The sequence below is a fragment of the Aeromonas dhakensis genome (assembly GCF_000820305.1).
In the GTDB taxonomy this organism is placed as follows: domain Bacteria; phylum Pseudomonadota; class Gammaproteobacteria; order Enterobacterales; family Aeromonadaceae; genus Aeromonas; species Aeromonas dhakensis.
In genome coordinates this window covers 1-22027 of the sequence record NZ_CDBH01000067.1, presented here as the reverse complement: position 1 = coordinate 22027, position 22027 = coordinate 1, and the positions used below count along the sequence as shown (strand labels likewise).

Annotated in this window: 21 protein-coding genes; 11 read left to right on the top strand and 10 right to left on the bottom strand. The window is 60.9% G+C overall.

Features of this window, described 5'->3' with window-relative positions:
* From BN1143_RS20005 to trhA, 3 genes are all read right to left on the bottom strand, one after another.
* The coding region (locus BN1143_RS20005; RefSeq protein WP_042051927.1) for a retention module-containing protein at positions 1–1485 on the bottom strand (1485 nt) is incomplete at its 3' end.
* A gap of 227 nt (positions 1486–1712) precedes the next feature.
* Positions 1713–3374: a putative transporter gene (locus BN1143_RS20000; RefSeq protein ID WP_005309602.1), complete on the bottom strand. Its 1662-nt coding sequence runs from the start codon at positions 3372–3374 to the stop codon at positions 1713–1715.
* Positions 3375–3492: 118 nt separating this feature from the next.
* Complete coding sequence (gene trhA / locus BN1143_RS19995) at positions 3493–4128, bottom strand: PAQR family membrane homeostasis protein TrhA (RefSeq protein WP_010636289.1); 636 nt, start codon at positions 4126–4128, stop codon at positions 3493–3495.
* 218 nt (positions 4129–4346) lie between these two features.
* On the opposite strand from trhA, the gene BN1143_RS19990 reads away from it, so the two are divergent.
* The 3 genes from BN1143_RS19990 to BN1143_RS19980 all read left to right on the top strand — a co-directional run bounded on the left by BN1143_RS19990 (position 4347) and on the right by BN1143_RS19980 (position 6841).
* The gene (locus tag BN1143_RS19990) at positions 4347–5852 is read left to right on the top strand and encodes an aminotransferase class V-fold PLP-dependent enzyme (RefSeq protein ID WP_042051925.1); all 1506 of its coding nucleotides are present in this window, start codon (positions 4347–4349) and stop codon (positions 5850–5852) included.
* A 104-nt stretch (positions 5853–5956) separates the two neighbouring features.
* On the top strand, positions 5957–6520 hold the full coding sequence (locus BN1143_RS19985) for a septation protein A (protein ID WP_042051924.1): 564 nt from the start codon (positions 5957–5959) through the stop codon (positions 6518–6520).
* Positions 6521–6544: 24 nt separating this feature from the next.
* Entirely contained in the window at positions 6545–6841 is a 297-nt protein-coding gene (locus tag BN1143_RS19980; RefSeq protein WP_005309589.1) for a YciI family protein, read from the top strand.
* An 81-nt stretch (positions 6842–6922) separates the two neighbouring features.
* On the opposite strand, the gene cysQ is transcribed toward BN1143_RS19980, so the two are convergent.
* On the bottom strand, positions 6923–7693 hold the full coding sequence (cysQ, locus tag BN1143_RS19975) for a 3'(2'),5'-bisphosphate nucleotidase CysQ (protein WP_042051923.1): 771 nt from the start codon (positions 7691–7693) through the stop codon (positions 6923–6925).
* 166 nt (positions 7694–7859) lie between these two features.
* Here cysQ and BN1143_RS19970 point away from each other — a divergent pair, with 166 nt between their 5' ends.
* The 3 genes from BN1143_RS19970 to BN1143_RS19960 all read left to right on the top strand — a co-directional run bounded on the left by BN1143_RS19970 (position 7860) and on the right by BN1143_RS19960 (position 10797).
* A complete protein-coding gene (locus BN1143_RS19970; protein WP_005309580.1) occupies positions 7860–8180 on the top strand; it encodes a ComEA family DNA-binding protein in 321 nt (106 codons plus the stop codon).
* Between the two features lie 94 nt (positions 8181–8274).
* On the top strand, positions 8275–9186 hold the full coding sequence (gene galU, locus BN1143_RS19965) for a UTP--glucose-1-phosphate uridylyltransferase GalU (protein WP_042051926.1): 912 nt from the start codon (positions 8275–8277) through the stop codon (positions 9184–9186).
* A 213-nt stretch (positions 9187–9399) separates the two neighbouring features.
* Positions 9400–10797 carry a peptide MFS transporter gene (locus BN1143_RS19960; protein ID WP_017783362.1) on the top strand — a complete coding sequence of 466 codons (1398 nt, stop codon included), beginning with the start codon at positions 9400–9402 and terminating at the stop codon, positions 10795–10797.
* Between the two features lie 72 nt (positions 10798–10869).
* On the opposite strand, the gene BN1143_RS19955 is transcribed toward BN1143_RS19960, so the two are convergent.
* The gene (locus tag BN1143_RS19955) at positions 10870–11841 is read right to left on the bottom strand and encodes a response regulator (protein ID WP_042051921.1); all 972 of its coding nucleotides are present in this window, start codon (positions 11839–11841) and stop codon (positions 10870–10872) included.
* Between the two features lie 355 nt (positions 11842–12196).
* Here BN1143_RS19955 and BN1143_RS19950 point away from each other — a divergent pair, with 355 nt between their 5' ends.
* The 3 genes from BN1143_RS19950 to BN1143_RS19940 all read left to right on the top strand — a co-directional run bounded on the left by BN1143_RS19950 (position 12197) and on the right by BN1143_RS19940 (position 14557).
* The gene (locus tag BN1143_RS19950; protein ID WP_042051920.1) at positions 12197–12874 is read left to right on the top strand and encodes a DnaT-like ssDNA-binding domain-containing protein; all 678 of its coding nucleotides are present in this window, start codon (positions 12197–12199) and stop codon (positions 12872–12874) included.
* A 68-nt stretch (positions 12875–12942) separates the two neighbouring features.
* Positions 12943–13797 carry a DnaA ATPase domain-containing protein gene (locus tag BN1143_RS19945; protein ID WP_005309562.1) on the top strand — a complete coding sequence of 285 codons (855 nt, stop codon included), beginning with the start codon at positions 12943–12945 and terminating at the stop codon, positions 13795–13797.
* A 124-nt stretch (positions 13798–13921) separates the two neighbouring features.
* Entirely contained in the window at positions 13922–14557 is a 636-nt protein-coding gene (locus tag BN1143_RS19940; protein ID WP_042051919.1) for an SDR family oxidoreductase, read from the top strand.
* A gap of 59 nt (positions 14558–14616) precedes the next feature.
* Here the strand turns inward: BN1143_RS19940 and BN1143_RS19935 are convergent, their stop codons facing one another.
* The 4 genes from BN1143_RS19935 to BN1143_RS19920 form a co-directional block, all read right to left on the bottom strand.
* Positions 14617–15825: an ABC transporter permease gene (locus BN1143_RS19935; RefSeq protein WP_042051918.1), complete on the bottom strand. Its 1209-nt coding sequence runs from the start codon at positions 15823–15825 to the stop codon at positions 14617–14619.
* On the bottom strand, positions 15822–16958 hold the full coding sequence (locus BN1143_RS19930) for an ABC transporter permease (protein ID WP_042051917.1): 1137 nt from the start codon (positions 16956–16958) through the stop codon (positions 15822–15824). Before BN1143_RS19930 ends, BN1143_RS19935 begins: the two co-directional genes overlap by 4 nt.
* The gene (locus BN1143_RS19925; protein ID WP_017787554.1) at positions 16958–17962 is read right to left on the bottom strand and encodes an HlyD family secretion protein; all 1005 of its coding nucleotides are present in this window, start codon (positions 17960–17962) and stop codon (positions 16958–16960) included. The genes BN1143_RS19930 and BN1143_RS19925 overlap by 1 nt, the downstream gene beginning before the upstream one ends.
* A 73-nt stretch (positions 17963–18035) precedes the next feature.
* Positions 18036–19394 (bottom strand): TolC family protein, encoded by a 1359-nt coding sequence (locus BN1143_RS19920; protein ID WP_017783355.1) that lies wholly within the window; start codon positions 19392–19394, stop codon positions 18036–18038.
* 338 nt (positions 19395–19732) lie between these two features.
* Here BN1143_RS19920 and dusB point away from each other — a divergent pair, with 338 nt between their 5' ends.
* Positions 19733–20698: a tRNA dihydrouridine synthase DusB gene (gene dusB, locus BN1143_RS19915; RefSeq protein ID WP_005309541.1), complete on the top strand. Its 966-nt coding sequence runs from the start codon at positions 19733–19735 to the stop codon at positions 20696–20698.
* Between the two features lie 25 nt (positions 20699–20723).
* A complete protein-coding gene (gene fis, locus BN1143_RS19910) occupies positions 20724–21020 on the top strand; it encodes a DNA-binding transcriptional regulator Fis (RefSeq protein WP_005309538.1) in 297 nt (98 codons plus the stop codon).
* A gap of 82 nt (positions 21021–21102) precedes the next feature.
* Here the strand turns inward: fis and BN1143_RS19905 are convergent, their stop codons facing one another.
* A complete protein-coding gene (locus BN1143_RS19905) occupies positions 21103–21735 on the bottom strand; it encodes a LysE family translocator (protein ID WP_042051914.1) in 633 nt (210 codons plus the stop codon).
* Positions 21736–22027: the final 292 nt, after the last annotated feature.

Genomic DNA, 22027 nt, shown 5'->3' with positions numbered 1-22027 from the left:
ATCTTCGGTCACACCACCGGAATCGGTACCGGTGATCACCGCGGCATCGTTGACCGGCGTAACAGTCCCGGTCACGCCGCCTGTGGCGCTGTTCAGACCATCGGTAACTGTGTACTCAAATGCGATGTTGCCATTGAAATCCGGAGCCGGTGTAAAGATCAGCTGGCCATTGTTAAGGGTGACGGAGCCGTTGCTGATCGCAACCGTGCCGCCTTCGGAAATTGTCTGGCCGTTGATGGCGGTGATGGTGAGAGGATCACCATCCGCATCCGTGTCGTTGCCAAGCACATTGATGGTGACGGTGCCATCTTCTGCCACGGTGAACTGGTCGTCGCCCGGCTGGGGTGCGGCATTCACCACGCTGTTGTCGGTTCCCTTGGGCGAGGTGTTGCCCACCGGGTCGGTCAGGGTGGCATCCACCGTGATGGGGCCGTTGACCGGCAGATCCGTGGTGGGGATGGTCAGGGTGACCTGGGTGCGGCCGATATCGTCGGTCGTCAGAATTCTGCTGGAGTCGGGTACGCCATCACCATTCCAGTCCACATCGAGGCGATCGCCGGCCTTGGCATCGCCCGGCAGCCGGATGATGACATCCACCCCGTTCTCGCGCTCATTGGCGGAGATGACATTGTCCGCCCCGTCCTGGATGTCCACTTGCGGTGCCGAGGGAGCGGTACTGTCCACGCTGCCGTCGTCAGTCGCGGTGCCGGTGTTGCCGGCCGGATCGGTGACGCTGCCCGTGACGGTGTAGGAACCATCCGGCAGCGGCGTGGTGACATCCACGCTGAAGGTGCCATCCGGATTGACGGTGGTGATCAGGGTTTGCTGGTTACCATTGGCATCGGTCACCAGCAGGGTCACGGTACTGCCGGCGGCGGCATCCGTGGTACCCGTGATGGTCGGGGTTGTGTCGTTGGTATTGTCAGGCGCAGAGACAGTGATCACCGGCGGCACCAGATCGATCAGGCGGTTCTCTTCACCCGGCAGTGCATCAGCGGTCACGCCGGCATCGGTTTGATAGGTCGTATCAAAACCCGCCGCAGCTATGGTGGCATCGCCGGTACGGTCGATGGTGACGAAACCACCATTGCCGCTGGCGCCGGCTACGCCGCCAATACCACCACCGGCGGCAGGAGCCCCACCGGCAGCAGAGGCTTCAAACGCCTTGGTCGGGTCGGCGCCACCCAGAATGGCTTGCTGCAGGGCAGCAATGTCATTGGGATTGTCGCTCGGCACGTTCTGGGCAAGCAGCGGCTCTTGAGACGTTTCATCCTCAGCCTGCTGCTCGTTGGTCGGGCTCAGGGTGAAAGTCTGGTTGCCACCTTTGAAGCTGGCGCCCTCAGGAGTGATCAACACGGCATTCTTGGGCAGGATATCGCCTTCGGCGAGCGGTTGCTGGCTGCCATCTGCGGCGACCAGGTAAACCTTGCCTTTCAACTGGGTAACGACAACGTCCTGATCCAATGCAATTTCGTGGTTGCTCATGTTCTCTCCTGAATCTCTATTGGCATGCAATATTCCACCGTCTAATGTGCCCGTGAACGGCACCAGAAACCAGTTAGAAAATTCGAATGGATAGACTGATTCGAGGCCGGAACGGTCGGTTAAACAGAAGGGTCAATAGCGGCGGGAATAAAAAATAAAATCAAGATGATCAATGTGTTGCAAAAATATGAAGGGAGCACGTCCAGTGCTCCCATTTGGAATCATATTCAGCTGCCGGCCCACAGCAGGATGGCAAGCAGCTGGGGCGAGATGATCCGCAGAAACATCACCAGCGGATAGACGGTCGCGTACGAGAGCGCGCTGGCACCACTGGTGGGATGCATGCCGTTGGCAAACGCCAGGGCGGGAGGATCCGTCATGGAGCCGGCCAGCAGACCGCACAGGGTGAGGTAGTTCATCTTGCCGTACAGACGGGCCAGCACCCCGACCACCAGCAGCGGGATCAGGGTGATCGCCACCCCATACATCATCCAGGCCGGACCATCGCCGTTGATCAGGGTATCGATGAAGCCGGCGCCGGACTTGAAGCCCACCACCGCCAGAAACAGCACTATGCCGATCTCCCGCAGCGCCAGGTTGGCACTGGGGGGCATGAACCAGTAGAGCTTGCCGATGCTGCCGATGCGCGACAGGATCAGCGCCACCACCAGCGGCCCGCCTGCCAGACCCAGCTTGAGCGCGGCCGGGAAGCCCGGCAGGTAGAAGGGGATGGAGCCGAGCAACACGCCCAGACCGATGCCGATAAACACCGGCAGCATCTGCACCTGCTGCAGTTTCTGCTGCACGTTGCCCACCACATTGGTGACCGCCTCGATGGCGTCGAGTCGCCCTACCAGGTTGAGAATGTCGCCGAACTGCAGGCTGGTCTGGCTGGTCGGCACCAGCTCGATGCCGGCCCGGTTGAGGCGCGAGATCACCACGTCGTACTTCTGCTTGATGTCGAGATCGCGGATCTTTTTGCCGAGCACCTGCTCGTTGGTCACCACCACCCGTTCCACCCGCAAGTCGGTGCCGCGGGTGGAGAGCGAGGTCTCCACCTCCTCCCCCAGCACCAGCAGCACCTTGCGCAGGGCGTGTCGCTCACCCACCAGATGCAGCAGGTCGCCCAGCTCGATGCGCGACTCCGGTCGCGGCACCATCAGCTCCTCGCCGCGCTTGAGGCGCGAGCAGATGACGTCGGCCTCGTCGAGACTCGGGATCTCGCTCAGCATCAGGCCGTGGATGTTGGGGTTGCGCACCGCGATGTTGATGGTCTGCAGACTCTCCTTGGTCTTGCCGGCCTGTTGTTCAAACTGGGCGGCTTCTTCGTCGATCTTGATGCGAAAGAACATGCGGATCAGCCACATGGTCAACAAGATGCCGCAGATGCCGAACGGATAGGCGACCGCATAGCCCATCCCCATCAGGCCGGTGGAACCGGGGGCTGCCCCCAGCTCGGCCAGGATCTGCTGACCGGCACCGAGGGAAGGGGTATTGGTCACGGCGCCGGAGAAGACCCCCAGGATCACCGGCAGCGGCACATCAAACAGTTGATGCAGGGCTGCCGCCACGGCGCAGCCGAGCAGTACCAGCAGGGCAGCAAACCCATTGAGCTTGAGGCCGGAGCTGCGCAGGGAGGAGAAGAAGCCGGGACCGACCTGAATACCGATGGTGTAGACAAACAGGATCAGGCCGAACTCCTGAATGAAGTGCAGGGTCTGCTCATCCAGCGCCAGTCCCGAGAGGCCGGCGAAGTGGCCCACTATGATGCCGCCGAACAGCACCCCTCCGATCCCGAGACCAACGCCATAGACTCGCCAGTTCCCCAGCCAGAGCCCCAGCACTGCCACCAGCGACAACATGCTGATGGAAAGCGCGATATCACTCATTTCGTGCATCCTTTGCGAATTGAACTGTCCCTAGCTTGTCAGCAAACGTCGCGGTCAACTGTGTGATACCGCACGAATTTATCCTTTTGCGCGGCAAAAAATACCAATTAAGGGCTAGTTATGCGACGTAACCATAAATGGCCATAAAGTGACAAACACTGCCCCCCAGCACGAACAGATGCCAGATGGCATGGTTGTAGGGGATGCGCTTGGCCACATAGAAGATCACCCCCAGGCTGTAGATGAGACCACCCAGCCCGAGCAGCAGCAAGCCTTCCCCCTCCAGATGGATATAAAGCTGATAGACCACCAGCAGCGACAGCCAGCCCAGCATCAGGTAGGTAAACAGCGACAGCTTCTTGAAGCGGTTGATGAACAGCAGCTTGAACACCACCCCCGCCAGCGCCAGCCCCCAGATCACCACCATCAGTCCCTGTGCCAGCGGCGTGTCGAGCGCCACCAGCAGAAAAGGGGTATAGGTGCCGGCGATCAGCAGATAAATGGCACAGTGATCAAACACCTTACACCAGCGCCTGGCCGGCCCCTCCGCCATGCTGTGATAGAGGGTCGAGGCCAGATAGAGCAGCACCAGGCTGCCACCATAGAGGCTATAACTGATCAGTGCCTGGGTGCCCTGCGCCCAGCCCTTGTTCAACAACAACACCAACCCCAGGATCCCCAGCACCAGCCCCAGCCCGTGGCTGAGGCGGTTGGCCAGCTCCTCGCGGGGCGAATAATCCGTCACACTGCTCATTGCATACTCCTGCCCAAACTGCGCTCACTCTAGCTGCCGTCATTTCAGAGTACAAGTGTTAGCTTAAAGATGAGCCGTCCCCATTTGCGATGTTTCCCCACCGCGCACATGGCTGTCAGCCGTTGACCTTTGGTGTATGCTCTGCGGCCGATGCCCACTTAGCTGTTGCCGCCCCTTGTTCACCCCCGACTCCCCGGCAACCCGGTCTGGAGAACCTGATGAAGTTGACTGAGCTGTTTGCACAACCGGATCCGGCCTTTGGCCAGGCCATGACGGATCTGCTGGAGACCTTCCACCACTCGGATGACAGTCAGGCTCCCTATCAGCGCGACCAGTTCACCCACCAGCTTGAACAATCGGGCATGCCGGAAACGGGGCTCGCCATGGCGGACTACCTGACTAGGCTGGCAACCCTGGTGCCCGGCGCCTCCCACCTGACCTCGCCACGCTACATGGGCCATATGACGGCACCATTGCCGGCCTTCACCGCCGAGCTCTCCCGTCTGGTGGTGATGCTCAACCAGAACCCGATGAAGATGGAGTCCTCCCGTCTGCTCAGCTTTCTGGAGCGGGAGGTGCTGGCCAAGCTGCACCGCCTCGTCTATCGCGCCGACGAGCCCTTCTACGGCACCCATATGCATGCCAAGGATGCGGCGCTCGGCGTCATGACCAGCGGCGGCACCATCGCCAACGTCACCGCCCTCTGGCTGGCCCGCAACCGTGCCTGTGGCGACAACCTGTTCGCCCTCTATGAGCAGGGCTATTGCGGTGCCGTCATCCTGGGCTCGCGGCTGATGCACTACTCCTTCGACAAGGGGATGGATCTGCTGGGGCTGGGGGCGCGCAGCGTCTGGCGCCTCGAGACCGACCAGCATAACCGGCTCAGTCTGGCCGCGCTGGAGCAGGCGCTGGCCCAGTGCAAGGAGCAGAAGCTCAAGGTGCTGGCCCTGGTCGGTGTGGCCGGCAGCACCGATTTCGGCTCCATCGACCCGCTGCCTGAGCTGGCGGCCATCGCCGCTCGCGAGCAGATCCACTTCCACGTGGATGCCGCCTGGGGCGGCCCCACGCTCTTCTCCCAACGCTATCAAAGCTTGTTGGACGGCATCGACCAGGCCGACACCGTGACTCTGGATGGCCACAAGCAGCTGCTGGTGCCGCTCGGTACCGGCATGCTGCTCTGTCGCCAGCCGGATCTGATGATGACGGTGAAACGCGAGGCACCCTACGCCATTCGCGCCAGCTCCTTCGACCAGGGGCGCTTCACCTTGGAGGGCACCCGCCCCGCCAACGCCCTCTATCTGGATGCCGCCTTCCAGCTGCTGGGCCGTCAGGGCTATGCCCGGCTGATCGACGCCAACTACGACAGGGCGCGACGAATGGCAGAGCTCATCGACGCCAGCCCCGCCTTCGAGCTGATGTCAGCTCCGGTGATGAACCTGCTCTCCTATCGCTGCATCCCCTCTCATCTGCAGGGCAAGGTGCTGGACGAAGCCGCCAACGAACAGGTCAATGCCTTCAACGTCGCCCTGCAAAAGGCACAGCGCGCCGAGGGGCACAGTTTTGTCTCCCGCACCCAGCGGGCCGTGGGTCGCTACGGCGCCCAACCGCTCACCCTGTTGCGGGCCGTACTGCTCAATCCCCTCATCGAGGAGCGACATATTCGCGAGCTGCTGGCAGATCAGAAACGGTTGGGCGATGAGATCGCAGGGCAGCTATTTGGCTGAGGAACTGGCTGGCGAATGAGCGGTCTTATTCATTTGCCGTTGCCCATCGGGCAGGTACACTGGATGAAATTTTGCGTTCCACTCTTGAGGGCGACGAGCCAGACATGAAGCAATTTATTGAATTTATTCCCCTTATCGTTTTCTTTGCGGTCTACAAGTTCTACGACATCTACATGGCCACCGGCGCCCTGGTGGTGGTGACCGGTCTGCAGCTCGCCTACAGCTGGGTTCGCTATCGCAAGATCGAGAAGATGCAGCTGTTCACCTTCCTGCTGGTCGGCTTCTTTGGCGGCCTGACCGTCATCTTCCACGACGACACCTTCATCAAATGGAAAGTGACCGTCATCAACGTACTGTTCGCGCTGGGCCTGCTCATCAGCCGCTACGGCTTTGGCAAGAACCTGATCAAGCAGATGCTGGGCAAGGAGCTGCAGGCGCCGGACCCCGTCTGGGATCGGGTCAATCTCGGCTGGGTCGGCTTCTTTACCCTCTGCGGCCTGCTCAACCTCTATGTGGCCTTCAACCTGCCGCAGGAGGTGTGGGTCAACTTCAAGGTGTTTGGCCTGCTCGGCATGACCCTGGTGTTCACCCTGCTGAGTGGTGTCTATCTCTATCGCCACCTGCCTGCCGAGCAGCTGACCAAGCAAGAAGACGAACTGAAAAAATAACCGCCATCAGAAAAGGATCCTCTCATGTGGTATCTCATCTACTCCGAAGATGTTCAGGGCAGCCTGCCGCTGCGCAAGCAGGCGCGCCCGGCCCATCTGGCCAGGCTGCAAGCCCTGCAGGATGAGGGACGGCTGCTCACCGCTGGCCCCAACCCGGCCATCGATGCCGAGGATCCGGCCGATGCCGGCTTTACCGGCAGCACCGTCATCGCCGAATTTGCTTCGCAGGCGGATGCCAAGGCCTGGGCCGATGCCGACCCCTATGTGGCGGCAGGTGTCTATGCCAAGGTGACCATCAAGCCGTTCAAGAAGGTCTTCTGACCCAACGCGAATAGAGAAATAACAAAAGGCCGGACTGGCAGTTCACGCCAGTCCGGCCTTTTTGTATCCCGATATCCCGTTTTATGCCTTGGCCACGAACCAGGGGTTGAGGATGTCGGGCTTGTTGTAGCGCAGCGGCGAGCCATCGAGCTGGGTGACTCTGCCGCCAGCCCCTTCCAGCACCGCCTGCGCCGCCCCTGTATCCCACTCGCAGGTCGGGGCGAGGCGCGGATAGAGTTCGGCCCCCCCCTCGGCGATTATGCAGAACTTGAGCGAACTTCCCATGGAGACCAGCTCTATCTCGCCCCACTCCATGTCACCAAAGCGCGCCAGGTAATCGAGGGTCTCCTGTGACAGGTGATTGCGGCTGCCCACCACTCGCCAGGGTGTGCCTTCCTGATGAGGTCGGGTCTGGATAGCCTCACGCTTGCCATCGGCAATGCGCCAGGCCCCCACGCCCTTGCCGCCATACCAGAGCCTGTCCAGTACGGGTGCATAGACCAGACCCCACAGTGGCTGGCCATGCTCGATCAGCGCGATATTCACAGTGAACTCGCCGTTGCGGGAGACGAACTCCTTGGTGCCATCGAGCGGATCCACCAGCCAATAGCGGGACCAGCCGAGTCTCGCCGCCATCACCTCGGGGGAGGACTCTTCCGACAGCACGGGAATGTCGGGGGTGAGCCGGGCCAGCGCCGCGACAATCAGCTCGTGCGCCCCCTTGTCGGCGGCAGTCAGCGGACTCTCGTCCCCCTTGTACTCCACCGTAAAGGGTTGACTGTAGATGGCCATGATGACCTCGCCGGCGGCGCGGGCGATGGGCTCCAGCTCGGAGATTGCGGGAAAAAACATGGAAAAAGACATCCTGGTCAAATGGTTGAAGCAGTGTACCCATTTTGGATAGAGGAGGCTTATAGCCGTTTGCTCTGACTTATACAGTGTCAGATATGACAGACAAAAAGTGGCGCGACTGGACTAATCCTCAATAGCGAAACCCACAACACAAGGACGTGACGCCATGAACTACAAGACCCTGACCGCCACCTTGCTGCTGAGCTGCCTGCCGCTGCTCAGCCAGCCCCTGCTGGCCGCCGACAAGCCCGCCGCCAAACCGGCCACCACGGTTGCCACCGCCAAGGAGAGTGGCAAGGTGAACCTGAATACCGCCAGTATCAACGAGTTGACCGCGCTCAAGGGCATCGGCGAGAAGAAGGCACAGGCCATCGTCGATTATCGCGAGAAACAGGGCAAGTTCACCACTGTTGACCAGCTTGCCGATGTCAGCGGTATCGGCCCGGCCACGCTGGAAGCAAATCGGGACATGATCATCGTCAAGTAACCGATTCCCCCCACTTCCATCCTGAGGGCAGCCTGTGGCTGCCCTATTTTTCTTCGGGTATCATGAGCCCACTTTGTATCTCTGGACTCTCTCCATGAAAAAGACACCTCTCGTTGTACGCAAAGCCGTTCTTCCCGTTGCCGGTCTGGGTACCCGCATGCTGCCCGCCACCAAGGCCATCCCCAAGGAAATGCTGCCCGTCGTCGACAAGCCACTGATCCAGTATGTGGTGCGCGAAGCCATCGCGGCCGGCATCAAGGAGATCATTCTGGTTACCCACTCAAGCAAGAACTCCATTGAGAACCACTTCGACAAGAGTTTCGAGCTGGAAGCAACCCTCGAGAAGCGGGTCAAGCGTCAGCTGCTGGAAGAGGTGCAACACATCTGCCCGAAAGACGTCACCATCATGCACGTGCGTCAGGGTGAAGCCAAAGGGCTGGGTCACGCGGTACTCTGCGCCCGCCCGCTGATCGGCGACAACCCGTTTGCGGTGCTGCTGCCGGACGTGCTGATCGACGAGGTGGCCAGCGATCTCAAGCAGGACAATCTGGCCGAGATGGTGCACATGTTCGAAGAGAACCACATCAGCCAGATCATGGTGGAAGCCGTCCCCGAGAGCGAAGTGGACAAATACGGTATCGCCGACATCAAAGGTGAGGTGCTGAGCGAGGGCATGTCCCTGCCAATGCAGGCCATTGTCGAGAAGCCGCCTCGCGAAGAGGCCCCCTCCAATCTGGCGGTGGTCGGCCGTTACGTGCTCTCTTCCAACATCTGGCCGCTGCTGGAACGCACCCCCGCCGGTGCCGGTGACGAGATCCAGCTGACCGACGCCATCGCCATGCTGATGGAGCAGGAGCAGGTCAACGCCTACTTCATGAAAGGGCGCAGCCATGACTGTGGCAGCAAGCTGGGTTACATGAAAGCCAACGTGGAATATGCCGCGCGCCATCCGGAGCTGAACGGCGAATTTATCAATTGGCTGAAGCAGTTTACCAAGCAGCTGTAATCGCTTAATATTTGACCAAACGAAAGAATATTATACTGGGCATCATTCGATGCCCTTTTTCATTTTATAAACAAATATTCAACCATTGATAGATAAAATATCGCTAAATCATAATATTGTAATTTAATCACGCTTGTTCTATAAGGATTAAGGCTTGTTCCTAGCCCTTGCATAAAATTTCTAAAAAAATATAAGACACAGGTGGAAGTTCCAATGAATAATCCGTCCAAAGGGACCTTTTTAGGTCACCCTAAAGGGCTTTTTTTGCTCTTTAGTACCGAACTGTGGGAGAGATTCTCCTACTACGGCATGCGTGCCGTGCTCGTGCTCTATCTGACTGACATGACTGCCAACGGCGGGATGGGCTGGACTCAGGCCGATGCCCTCAAGCTGTACGGCATCTATACCGGTCTGGTCTACATCACCCCGATCATCGGCGGCTGGTTGGCTGATACCTTCCTGGGTCAGCGTCGCGCCATCCTGTTCGGTGCCGTCTTGATGGCCGCCGGCCAGTTCACGCTGGCCCTGCCCCACGCCATGTTCCCGGACATGGTCAACACAGTGTTCTATTCAGGTCTTGGCTTGCTGATCGTGGGTAACGGTCTGTTCAAACCGAACATCTCCACCATGGTGGGTGACCTGTATCAGGAAGGTGACCACCGTCGCGACGGTGCCTTCACCATCTTCTACATGGGCATCAACCTGGGCTCCCTGCTGGCCGGCGTGATCTGTGGCGCAGCCGCCACCGCCTACGGCTGGCAAGCCGCCTTCGTCAGCGCCGGTATCGGCATGCTGCTCTCTCTGGTAGTACAGGCCACCATGGCCCAGCGTTTCCTCGGTGATATCGGCCGCGTGCCGGCCGCCCAGCGCGCCGCCGAGCAGCGCTCCAAAGAGCAGAAGGCTCCGCTGACCAAGCAGGAAGTGGATCGCATCAAGGTCATCCTGGTGCTGGGTCTGTTCACCATCATCTTCTGGGCCGGCTTCGAGCAGGCTGGCGGTCTGATGAACCTGTACGCACAGGAGTATACCGACCGCATGATCGGTAGCTTCGAAGTACCGACCGCCTGGTTCCAGTCCCTGAACCCCTTCTTCATCATCACCCTAGCACCCATCGTGGCCGCCATCTGGATCAAGCTCGGCAAGAAAGAGCCGAACTCCCCGGTGAAGTTCGCCATGGGTCTGCTGTTCCTCGCCGTGGGCTTCCTGTTCATGATCGGTGCCGTGCTGGAGCAAGGTGGTGATCAGGCCGTCAAGACCTCCATGTTCTGGCTGGTCGGCGCCTACCTGTTCCACACTCTGGGCGAGCTCTGCCTCTCCCCGATCGGCCTCTCCATGGTGACCAAGCTGGCTCCGCTGCGCCTGGCCTCCCTGATGATGGGTGCCTGGTTCGGCTTCGTGGCTCTCGCCAACTATGCCGCCGGCTTCATCGGCTCCTTCGTCGGCGAGTCCGGTGCCATGGCCATCTTCGGTGGCATCGCGCTGGCAGCCGTCATCAGCGCCCTGATCCTGCTGACCATGGCCAACCGCCTGGTCTACTGGATGCACGGTGCCGAAGGTCCGGCCAAAGAGCCGCAGGAACACGACAAGAAGCTGCAATCTGCCACCGTCTAAGCGGTCAAGATTGTAAGCAACAAAGAGGGCGCCCATGGGCGCCCTCTTTGTTTGTGGCCGTCTGACAAGGCCTCAATGATGTCGAACCTGCACATGCAGGGCACTGCCGCTGTCACTGCGAAACTGCAGGTCAAAGGGTTCATGCCAGCTGCGCCTGTGCAAGGCGTAGTGGCTGGTATGCAGCAGGCCGAGCGGCAGGCCGCCGGAGCGCACCAGCCAGTGGGGCGAGGTCAGCCCGGCATTGGCAAAGACCAGCCCGTCCTCCTGATCAAACAGCAGTGCGGCCATGGCAAACGAGTGGCGCAGGCCGGATTCGATCAACTGCAGATTGAGGTAGTCGAGCAGCCGATGGGGTTGAGTCAGCAACAGGCTCTCGCCGCGCTGAAACTGGCGATAGGGCCCGTTCATCAGGGAGCGCACCAGGGCCCCGCAAAACGCCGCATCCACCCCGAGCACCGGCAGCTCCATCACCAGCACCAGCAGCTTGTCATCCACCTTGAAGGTATCGGGAATGAACAGGTTGCCCATCCCCTTGAAGGTCACCTGCCAGGGGCCCCACTCCTGCAGACCGGGTGGCTTCAACCAGGCCAGCAACCGGGTGGCCGCCTTGTCGTGCTCGCGGAAAAAATCCATGTGATCCATCAACTCCAGCTGCTGCCCATAGCCGTGGTTGGCCGCCAGACACTGCTCTATGCTACGGCGCACCTGACCGAAGTCCGAGATGGGCTTGAGCAGAAAGTCGCGGGCGCCGGCACGCAGCGCCCGTTCGACCGCCTCCATCTTGCTCTGGGCCGAGATAACGATGACAGGGGTATGAGGATAACGGGCAGAGAGACAGGCGATCACCTCATGGCCATCCATGTTGGGCATGTTCAGGTCACACAAGACAACATCGGGGTGGTAAAGCGCGGCGGCGGAGAGACCTTCGATACCGTCTTCAGCCTGGAAGACGCAGGCACCATCGTGCTCGAGATAATTTACCAAGGAGTGGCGAAAAACGACCTCGTCTTCCACCACCAGGATCCGTAATCCGGCTTTTGACATCTTGATAAAGCTCTTATTAGTCAACCAGTTATTTAGCTTCAAGCCTAGACCATAACCGACTGCACTGACCAATCGGATGATAGAATAATCTCCATTAAAGCTATGCCAGATAGCTATTTAGACCGTCAACTGTTTGAAATAAAGCAGGTAATGAGGTTACCCGAAAACCAGCCTTGTCCTGCTGGCATCGCTTCGGCCCTGCAAGGGAGTCATACGGAAGACAATCACTCCCCTGACGCGCGCGGGCAGAGATCGGCTGCGCCCCCGCCCTGCTGCATCTCCCCCAGCCACCATCAATTGTATGCAGCCCCGCCATGGGGGATAATGCCCCTCAATTTCGTCGATGAAGCATGCCATGACCCCAGCCGAATACAGCGCCCTCGCCCACCCCAGATTGTCCCATCCTGCCCGCAGCCTCTATACCCTGCAGCTGCGTCGGCTGGTGCTGGAAAATCAGCTGGCTAGGCTCAACTACCCGGAGCTTGGGCGGGCGCTGGCAGTGGTCGACCCGGGCGATCCCAGCGGCTTCTCCTTTCAGGTCAATGCCCGCCAGCTGACCGAACTGTTTGACGAGCTGATGGAAGCCGGCCTGCTGCAGGTCGAGAGCCAGACCGAGAGTGAGCACTACCATCAGTGTCCGTTCCAGCTGCCGCTGCTGACCCAGCGGGTGCGCAGCCCCCTGCCGGAGCGCCCCTTCCAGATGCACCTGCAGTGGCGCCCGGATGAAGAGTTGCCCGCCCTCGCCCGCCTGTGCGGTGTGATCGATACCAGCTACAGCGAAGAGGATCTCGGCGAGTTCATCGCCTACTGGCTGGGACGGCCCGAGGTATTCGACTCCCAGCACCAGTGGATGCTCAAGTTCATTCGTGCCCTCAAGACCCGCCGTTACGCCCGCCGCCAACCGATGAGCGTGACCGGCTATCAGCAAGTCACCCCGGAGCCGGTGGAGGCGGGCCCGAGCAAGCGGGCGCAGGAGATGATCGAAGAGGCCAAGCGGCTGGCCGCGCAGCGCCAGGATCCGGATAATGATTGAAGAAGGCCCCTGCCAGCAGGCAAAATCAGACCCCAGTCCCCACCCAGACCGAGCAGAAGGAGCACTCCATGACTGACCCGCACGATCCCCTGCGCCAGGAGCTGGAAGAGATCGAGGCCAAACGCCGGAAGATCGCCAAGGCCAAGCAGGAGCAACGGATGCACGACCCCGAATTAAGCCGCCACGTCAGCGGTCTGCTCGAGCGTATTCGCCGCCTGCAGGCCCAGACCGGTGGCAGCCAGTACGACTATGAAACCCTGCGCAAGGAGTACGACGCCAAGGCCAACGCCGAGGTGCGCGAACTGCAGAAGGTGGCGCGCCAGGAGCGGATCCAGAAGCTGATCGCCCAGGCCGACCTCAACCCGGACTGGGTGTTCGAGCGCATGGATGCCGGCGACCCCGCGCTGCAATACCCCATCGAGACGGCCCGTTACTTCATCAGCGGTTTCGAACACTGGGAGAAGAGCGGCGGTGGCTGCATGCTGATCTATGGCGACTACGGCACCGGCAAGTCGACCCTGGCCGGCGCGGTGGCGCACGAGCTGATCGAACGCCACCAGAAGTCGGTAATCTTCCAGCAGTGGGCCTCCATCGTTGATCGGCTGTTCTTCAACGTCATCCAGGATCAGGAGGAGCGCAACCAGTACCGGCGCGCCCTGGAAGAGGTTGACCTGCTGATCATCGACGAGGTGGCGGCCAATCGTGCCAAGATGGCGGAGAGCCAGTCCAGCTTCCTCGGCCACCTGCTGCGCCGTCGCCGCAACCTCTCAAAAAGCGTCATCCTCATCACCAACCACAGCCCCCAAAGCCTGCATCAGGCCATCGGCGACTTCAGCTTCGAGGCGATCAAGGCGTTCAACCCGGTGGATATCCACCTGAGCGGCCCCAGCCGTCGTCCCAATATCGGCCACTACAACGGCTGATGCTGCGTGAGCCGGGTGTCTCCGGCTCACCGTTTTCTCTCCTGCCAGACAAATAAAAACAACTCTCATTTACAACATCTCTTCCGCCCTCTAGGCTAGTCCTTTCACTCAAGGGAGCCGCACCATGCCAACCACACTCATCTTCGGAGCCAGCCGCGGGCTGGGCCGCGCCTTCACCGGGCAAGCGCTGCAACTTGGCCACAGGGTCGTCGCCCTGGTGCGCCATGCCGACATGGCCGCCGAGCTGCAATCGCTGGGCGTCGACGTCATCAGCGGGGATGCCCTGGACCCGCAGGCAGTGGCAGCCGCCTGCCGGCATGCCGGTCGCGATGCCTACGTGGTCTCCACTCTCGGCAGCTTTCGCCAGGTTGAGCCCGTCGACTACCTTGGCAACCGCCAGGTGATCGACGAGATGGAGCGCGCCGGACTCAAGCGCCTGCTGCTGGTCACCTCCCTCGGCTGTGGCGACAGCTGGCAATATCTGCCCGAGCGGGCACGGGCCGCCTTTGGCCACGAGGTGCGGCTCAAGAGCCTGGCGGAGAGCTGGCTGCAGACCAGCACGCTGGCGTGGACCATACTGCGCCCGGCCGGCCTGCAGGATGGCATAGCTACCGGTGCGGCCGTGCTGAGTCAGGGCAAGGAGATGCATGGCCTGGTACGCCGGGCCGACGTCGCCGCCTGCGGGCTGCGTCTGCTGACCGACGAGGCGACAGCAGGCCAGATCTACGCCATCGGCGACCCAAGCCTCAGCCGGGCATGAGCCACCGCCATAGCAAAACGGTCAGCCCAGGGGCTGACCGTTTTGCTTTCGGGGAACACCTAACCGGCGGAGGGCTCGCTCACAGCATCCCGCGCCAGAGCGACCGGGCGAACCTTTCGCCTCTGGGATTGACGCCAGCCCAGCAGCAGACACGCCAGGGCGCCATACAGCAGCGCCAGCCCCCACAACTGCCACCAGTAGTGGGAGACCTGAGCAAACTCAGCCCCCATCTGGTTGAGACGCAAAAAACCCTCGATGGCCGGAGTGCTCGGTACCCACTGGGCCAGCCAGTTGAGCGGCGCCGGAATGAGTTCCAACGGCCAGATGAAGCCGGCCAGGAAGACCAGCGGCAAGGAGGAGACAAGCACCACCTGGGTCGGCAGATCGCGCCGGGTAAAGAGGGCCCCCAGCGCGACGCCAAACCAGGTCGTGGCCAGCAGGAACGGCAGGGTGAACAGCCAGAGTGTGGCCGGCTCGGTGGTACGCGCGATATCGTAGTGATCGAAGCAGAAGCCGAAGAAGTAGCTCACCGGCAGCACGAACAGCCCCCCCACCACCAGAGTACGGGCCAGCAGCAGTGGCAGGACGGGCGCATCCTGCCAGTAGCCTGACTCGCCGCGCTGGCTGCGCTGGTTCTGGGTCGCCCCCAGGATGCCGGTGCCCATCAGCAGCACCTGATGCAGGATCAGCACGAACACCGCCGGCACCACGTAGTTCACATAGCCCATGGTCGGATTGAACACCGGCAGTACGTTGAGGGCCACCGCATTCCAGCCCATGGCCGCCTGCGGCAGCGCCTCGCCGTGACTCAGCAGCCTGGCCACCTTCACCTGGGCGGCCAGGGTGCCACCCGCCTGGGCCAGCCCCTCGGCGATGGTGCCGTAAACCAGGAAGTAGGAAGCATCGCCGGCATAGCTCAGGGTCACGCTCTTGCCCAGCATCAGATCCCGATAGAAGTGATTGGGGATGTGCAGGATCCCGCTCGCCTCGCCGGCCATCATCCGCTGGCGAGCCTCATCCAGCGAGCTGGCCCGGGCCACCAGTTTTACCTGCGGCGTCGCATCGGCCATGAACTCCAGCTGACGGGAGAGCTGGCTGCCATCCTCGTTGACCACCACCACCGCCTCTTCCCGCGGCAATTGATGCAGGTAGGGCTGCGGATAGAGGAAGGAGTAGAAGAAGACGCCGCCAAACAGGGTGAGCATGATGGCCCTGTCCGCCAGCAGGGTACGCAGCTCGAGACGCAGCAGATCCCGGAATCCCATCATGGCTTGAGTTCCTCTTGTGACTGGGCTGCGCTCGCCTGTGCCCGGTAACGGCGCACGACCAGCAACAGGGGCAGCAGAAACAGCAGCAGGGCGCCGAACTGCGGCAGCGCTGCCGCCAGCGGTTGACCGTAGTTGGTCTGGCCGATCTGCAGCTCGACATAGTGAGAGATGGGCAGCAGGCTGCGCCAGAACTGGGCGAAATCCCCCATGGCGCTGACCGGAAAGGTGACCCCCATAAAGGCGAACCCCGGCGCCGTGTAGGCCCCCGCCAGCGACAGAGCCCGGGCCGGATCCCGAATGACGGCGTAGAAGAAGGCCCCCATGCTGACGCAAGCGGCCGAGGCCAGCCCCAACCCCACCGTCAGCACCAGCCAGCTGCCGTGCATGGGATAGGCAAAGCCCTTGAACAACAGCAGCGTCCAGAGCAACCCCCAGCCCCAGCCGATCAGCACGTGGGGCAGCAGGGTTCGCCAGAGCCCGAACCAGACCCCTTTGGTGGTCCAGTCCAGTCCCAGCCGGTCGGTGCGGGCCAGCGCATTGAGTCCGTAGAGCACCACCAGGATCTGCCACACCGCAGGCAGGATGGCGCTCAGCAGAAACTGGGCATAACTGACATTGAGGTTGTAGAGCGCCGTTACCTGACTGTTGATGGGCACCGCCTGGCCGAGCGCCCCGGGCAACGCCTTGCCGTCGGCCATCGCCGTCAGCACGCCGACCTGGCCGTTGAGGGTTCCCACCACCTGAGCCAGCGCCGAGTTGACCAGCTTGGCGATCAGGATGAACTGGCCGTTGTTGAACACGGTGACCCGCGGCTGGGTGCCTTGCCTGGCATCCCGCTCGAGATGATCGGGCAGCACGACCAGGGCGTAGATATCGCCTCCCCGCAGGGCGTTGGCCCCTTCAGCGATGGAGTCGAACTGTCGCGCGACCTTGAGCCCGGCGGAGGCATCCAGCGAATAGGCCAGCTGGCGCGACAGCACGCTCTGGTCCAGATCCACCAGACCTATCTTGAGATCCCGCGCCAGCCCGGCAGAGAAGATCCAGCAGAGGATCCCCATCAGCAGCAGGGGCAGCCAGCTTGCCAGCGCCCGGCCGAACGGATCCTGCCACAGCAACCGCCATTCGCGTCCCATCAGAGCTCAACCAGCACGCTCATGCCGACCCGCAGCCCCTCGACCGGTTGCAGCGGGCGCGCCTCCACCTGGAAGCTCTTCATGTCAAAGCCCTGGCGGGTGTCGGTGGCGCGCCAGGTGGCAAAGTCCCCCATCACGGCCACATGGGTCACCTTGAAACGCACCGTCTGCTCGCCAAGACCGGGGATGCGGGCATCGAACTCGGTGCCCAGCGCAAAGCGGGGCAACAGATCTTCACGCACGTGGAACTGGGCCCAGGCATCGTTCATGTCCAGCAGGGTCACCACGGGGAAGCCCTGCGGGGCCAGCTCGCCGCTGCGCAGCAGCACCTGGGATACTTCACCCGCATGCGGGCTATTGATGCGGGTGTCGGCCAGGTAGGCCTCCACTTCAGCCACCGAACCTGCCGCCATCTTGGCCTGCTCGCGGGCCGCGATCTTGGTCTCTTCCCGCGCCCCTTCCAGGGTCATCTGATACTGTTGCCAGGCCATGCCTTCGCTGTACCTGGCCGCCTGCCAGGCCGTCCAGGCCTCATCACGTTTTTGCAGCGGCATCACGCCATCCCGGTGCAGGCTGGCAATGCGCTCGTAGGTCTTGCCGCGCAGCAAGGCGGCCGCCTTGGCCTTTTGCCACTGATCCTTGGCGGCGGCAATCTGCTGCGCGCGCGCCCCCTTCTCGGCCTCTTGCGCCATGGCACCGGCCGCGGCCTGGCCCGCCTTGGCCTGGCTCAGTTTGGCTTCAATCTCGGGGCTCGCCAGGGTGAACACCAGCTGGTCCTTGGCCAGCTGATCCCCCTTCTTCACCAGCACCTCCTCGATGCGGCCCGCCACCTTGGAGGAAACAGAGTACTGCTGTGCCTCGATCTGCCCTTGCAGACGCACCGGCTCGGGTTGATAGGCCAGCCAGAAACGCCAGCCCAGCCAGATGACCAGCAACACCAGCGCCAATGGCAGCAGCAGCGGCTTGCCCTGGTTCATCTTCTTCTTGATGGGGGGATGACTCATGAATTCACCTCGGCAAACGGGCGACCCTTGGCGGTCGAAACAGACATGAAAATGGGAGCATGGCAGGCCGCGATCATGAGTTCACCTCGATCGCCTGCCCATGCTGATACTGGTTGAAGCTGTTCATCTGCCCGGAGAGGGCCAGCAGACGCGCCAGCGAAATGACGTATTGATAAGCGGCAGCGGCGCGCTGGGTCTTGACCCCGGCCAGCTGGTTGCGGGCATCCACCACATCGAGGGAAGTGGAGAGCCCCTGCCCGAATGCCTTGTCCCTAAGCAGCACGTTCTCCTCGGCCAGCGCCTGGGTGGAAGAGAGCGACTGGAACTCCTCCAGCCCCTGCGCCGCCTCGCGCCAGGTCTTCTCGACCAGCAACTCCAGATCCTGGCGGGTCTTGGCCTGCAGCAGATTGACCTGCAGCTCGGCGCTCTTGGCCGCCTGTACCGTCTCGGAGCGGCCGTCACGGCTCACCAGCGGCATGCTGACACCCACCCCGACCAGCCAGTCCGGGGTGGTCTTGGAGGCCAGCGAGTCATCCTCATAGAGGTTGTAGTTACCATACAGGAACAGCTCGGGGGCGTACTTGCCCTTCTCCAGCTTGATCATCCCCTGCGCCTGCTCCTTCTTGGCCGTCAGCAACTTGAGGCCGGGGTGCACCGCCAGCGTCTCCTGCACGAAGGCTGCGAGCTCAGGCATCTGCGGATTGATGAAGAGCTGGGTATCGGGCTCCGCCTGCTTGAGCTTGAGCATGTGGCCGAGGGCCAGCTGGGCAATCTCCAGGCTGCGACGCGCCTTCTGGGTATCGATACGGGCCCGGTCATAGGCTGATTGGGCGGAGAGACGCTCAACCCGGGCGATCTGGCCCTGGGCTTCCAGCTTCTTGGCATGCTCCAGGTGGTGAGCCAGCCCCTGCTCGATCTCCTGCTTGGTCTGCACCACCTGGGCCGCCAGCACCACCCCGAAATAGGTCTGGGAGAGGCTCTCGAAGGTGGACTGCTGCTTGAGCACCAGCAACTGCTGCGCCTCGCTCACCTGGGCCTGGCGAATGTCCTGTGCCGCATCGATGCGACCACCGGTGAACAGCGGCCACAGCATCTTGACCGAGCTGGTCACCACGTTCTGTTTGGTGAGGGGGGTGACGAAGTCATTGGGCGTCAGCTTGAGCGCCTGCATGAGGGGCGCCAGTACCTTGCCGAACTCAGGATGACTGGCGATGGGGTTGAGGTCCATCATGTCCAGTTCCACCGGCTGATCGAGGTGGGTGTAGCTGGCCCCCACGTCCACCTTGGGCAGATACATGGCCTTGGCGGCTTCGCGCAGCTGTTGCGCCCGCTCAACCCCGGCCTGTTCCGCCGCCAGCCCGTCATCCTGTTGAATGACCCGGCTCCAGGCTTCGCTGAAACTGACCGTCTGAGCCTGGGCCGAGCCCAGCATGGCGCCAAGCAGACACGGGTAGAGAGATTTGATGAACCTTGCCGTCATACGTCCCCAATCTGTTTGTAATGAATTTGTTTGGAGTCTTTGCTCGATACAAGCTCGCTATCATAACGCAAACCCGTCCGGGATGGGGACAGGCAAATCATGGTCCCCCTCATCCAATTGGCCCCACCGCTTCGCTTCGACAATCTGTCCGATTTTCAAGCACTCCTGATTTTGCAAGCCTTGGCGCGACGTTTTTTTCAGAAAAAAATGGCTGACGCTCAAATACTAACCTTTTCTCCTGACTAAAAAATGCGTAATATACGCCGCCCTAAGCCGATGGTAACCGTGGAATGCAGATAGGTCCCCACACGCTTGAAACTCCCCTGATCGTGGCTCCCATGGCCGGTGTAACAGACCGACCATTCCGTGAACTTTGTTTGCGGCTGGGTGCCGGCATGGCCGTTTCCGAGATGCTGCTGGCCAACCCGGATGTCTGGGATACCCAGAAAACCCGGATGAGAATGGATCACTCTGCTGAAGGGGGCTTGCGATCGGTCCAGATTGCCGGAGCCGACCCCGAGATGATGGCGTTTGCCGCCCGCTACAACGTGGAGCAGGGCGCTCAGATCGTCGACATCAACATGGGATGTCCGGCAAAAAAAGTGAATAAGAAGCTGGCAGGTTCCGCCCTGTTGCGCCAACCCGACCTGGTCAGATCCATCTGCCGGGCCGTGGTGGACGCAGTGGACGTGCCTGTCACCTTGAAGATCCGCACAGGATGGGATCCGGATAACCGCAATGGCGAGGAGATCGCCCGAATCGCCGAAGATTGCGGTATCGCGGCCCTCGCCGTGCATGGTCGTACCCGTGCCTGTCTCTACAAGGGCGAAGCGGAGTACGACACTATCAGGGCGATTAAGCAGGCCGTATCGATTCCTGTTGTCGCCAATGGCGACATAGACAGCCCGGAGAAGGCCCGGTATGTCCTCGACTATACCGGTGTTGATGCCGTGATGATCGGCCGTGCTGCGCAAGGACGACCCTGGATTTTCCGGGAAATCCGTCATTTTCTTGAGACGGGCACCAAGCTGCCACCTCCCGACAGGGAAGAGGTTCGCACCCTGATGAACGAGCATGTAACCAACCTGCACCAGTTTTATGGTGCATATCTGGGAGCGCGCATTGCCCGTAAACATGTGGGCTGGTATCTGGATGAAGAAGAGACGGGCCGAGAATTCCGTAAGCACTTCAATGCCCTGGATTGTGCAGACGCACAACTCGAGGCACTCGAAGCGTATTTCGATGGATTAGGTTAACGCATAACTAAAGAGCCGACCGAATATGTTCGAACAAACCCTGACTTCTGATGCATTGGTAACAACTACTCACAATCACGCTGCCGAGCCGACCCAGCGCCCCCTGCGTGACTCTGTGCAACAGGCCCTGCGTAACTACCTGGCCCAGTTGAACGGTCAGGAAGTGATTGATCTGTACGATATGGTTCTCTCCGAAGTCGAAGCTCCCATGCTGGACGTGATCATGCAGTACACCCGTGGCAACCAGACTCGCGCTGCCGTGATGATGGGGATCAACCGCGGTACTCTGCGCAAGAAACTCAAGCGCTACGGCATGAACTGATTTCAGTCATCCTGCTGCAGTGCAGACGAAGGCGTATCCCAGCAATGGGATACGCCTTTTTCTATGGACGACGTTTATCTTCTCACTCCACCGCCAGCTTGATGCCAAGCCCTACGAACAAGCCTCCCATCACACGGTTGAGCCAGGTATTCAGCCTTGCAGGCAGCCTCACCTTGCGGCTCGCATAGGCGGTCGAGAAAGCCAGCAGATGGCACCAGATCATGCCGTTGAAATTGAAGATGCAGCCCAGCACGATGAATGCCAGCGCTTTTTGCGGCGCATCTGGCGCGATGAACTGGGGCACAAAGGCAAGGAAGAACAGGGCCACCTTGGGGTTGAGCACATTGGTCAGTAACCCTTGCCGGAAGATCTGGCCATAGGAGAGCACAGGCAGGGACACAGCCTCTTCAGCCGATACCCGGCCTCCTCCCCCTTGCCTGAACATGGATAAGCCGAGATAGACCAGATAAAGCGCGCCCATCAACTTGATGACGGCAAACAGCTCGGCCGAGGCGTTCAGCAGAGCGGACAATCCCAACGCAGCAGCCAGCACGTGCACCATGGTGCCGGACCCTATCCCCAGTGCCGCCATGGAGCCTGCCCGCCAGCCCTGGGAGCCGCTGCGCAGCATGATGAGCAGGGAGTCCGGCCCCGGCATCATATTCAACAGCAGGCCTGACAGGATAAACAACGCCAGATCGTGGATCCCCAACATACACAGCTCCCTTGTCGATGAAGTTCACAGTCTAAGGATCCCGCAGCCCTTGTCATCCCCTGCCAGAGCAATAGTGATCATCAACAAAAAGAATGGCCATCCTGTTGCGCCATCAGAACCTTGGCTAACGAATAGCAGAGTAACAACGGGGAATAGCGGATGAATGAAGGCAGAAAAGATGCCTCACAGGGTTTAAATGGAAGTAGATCGAATCAACATAGAACAGCCCTGTGCGGAGCGAATAGAGAGGGAATAGCACGGGAAATTGTGCTGAAATGACTGAATTTCAGGC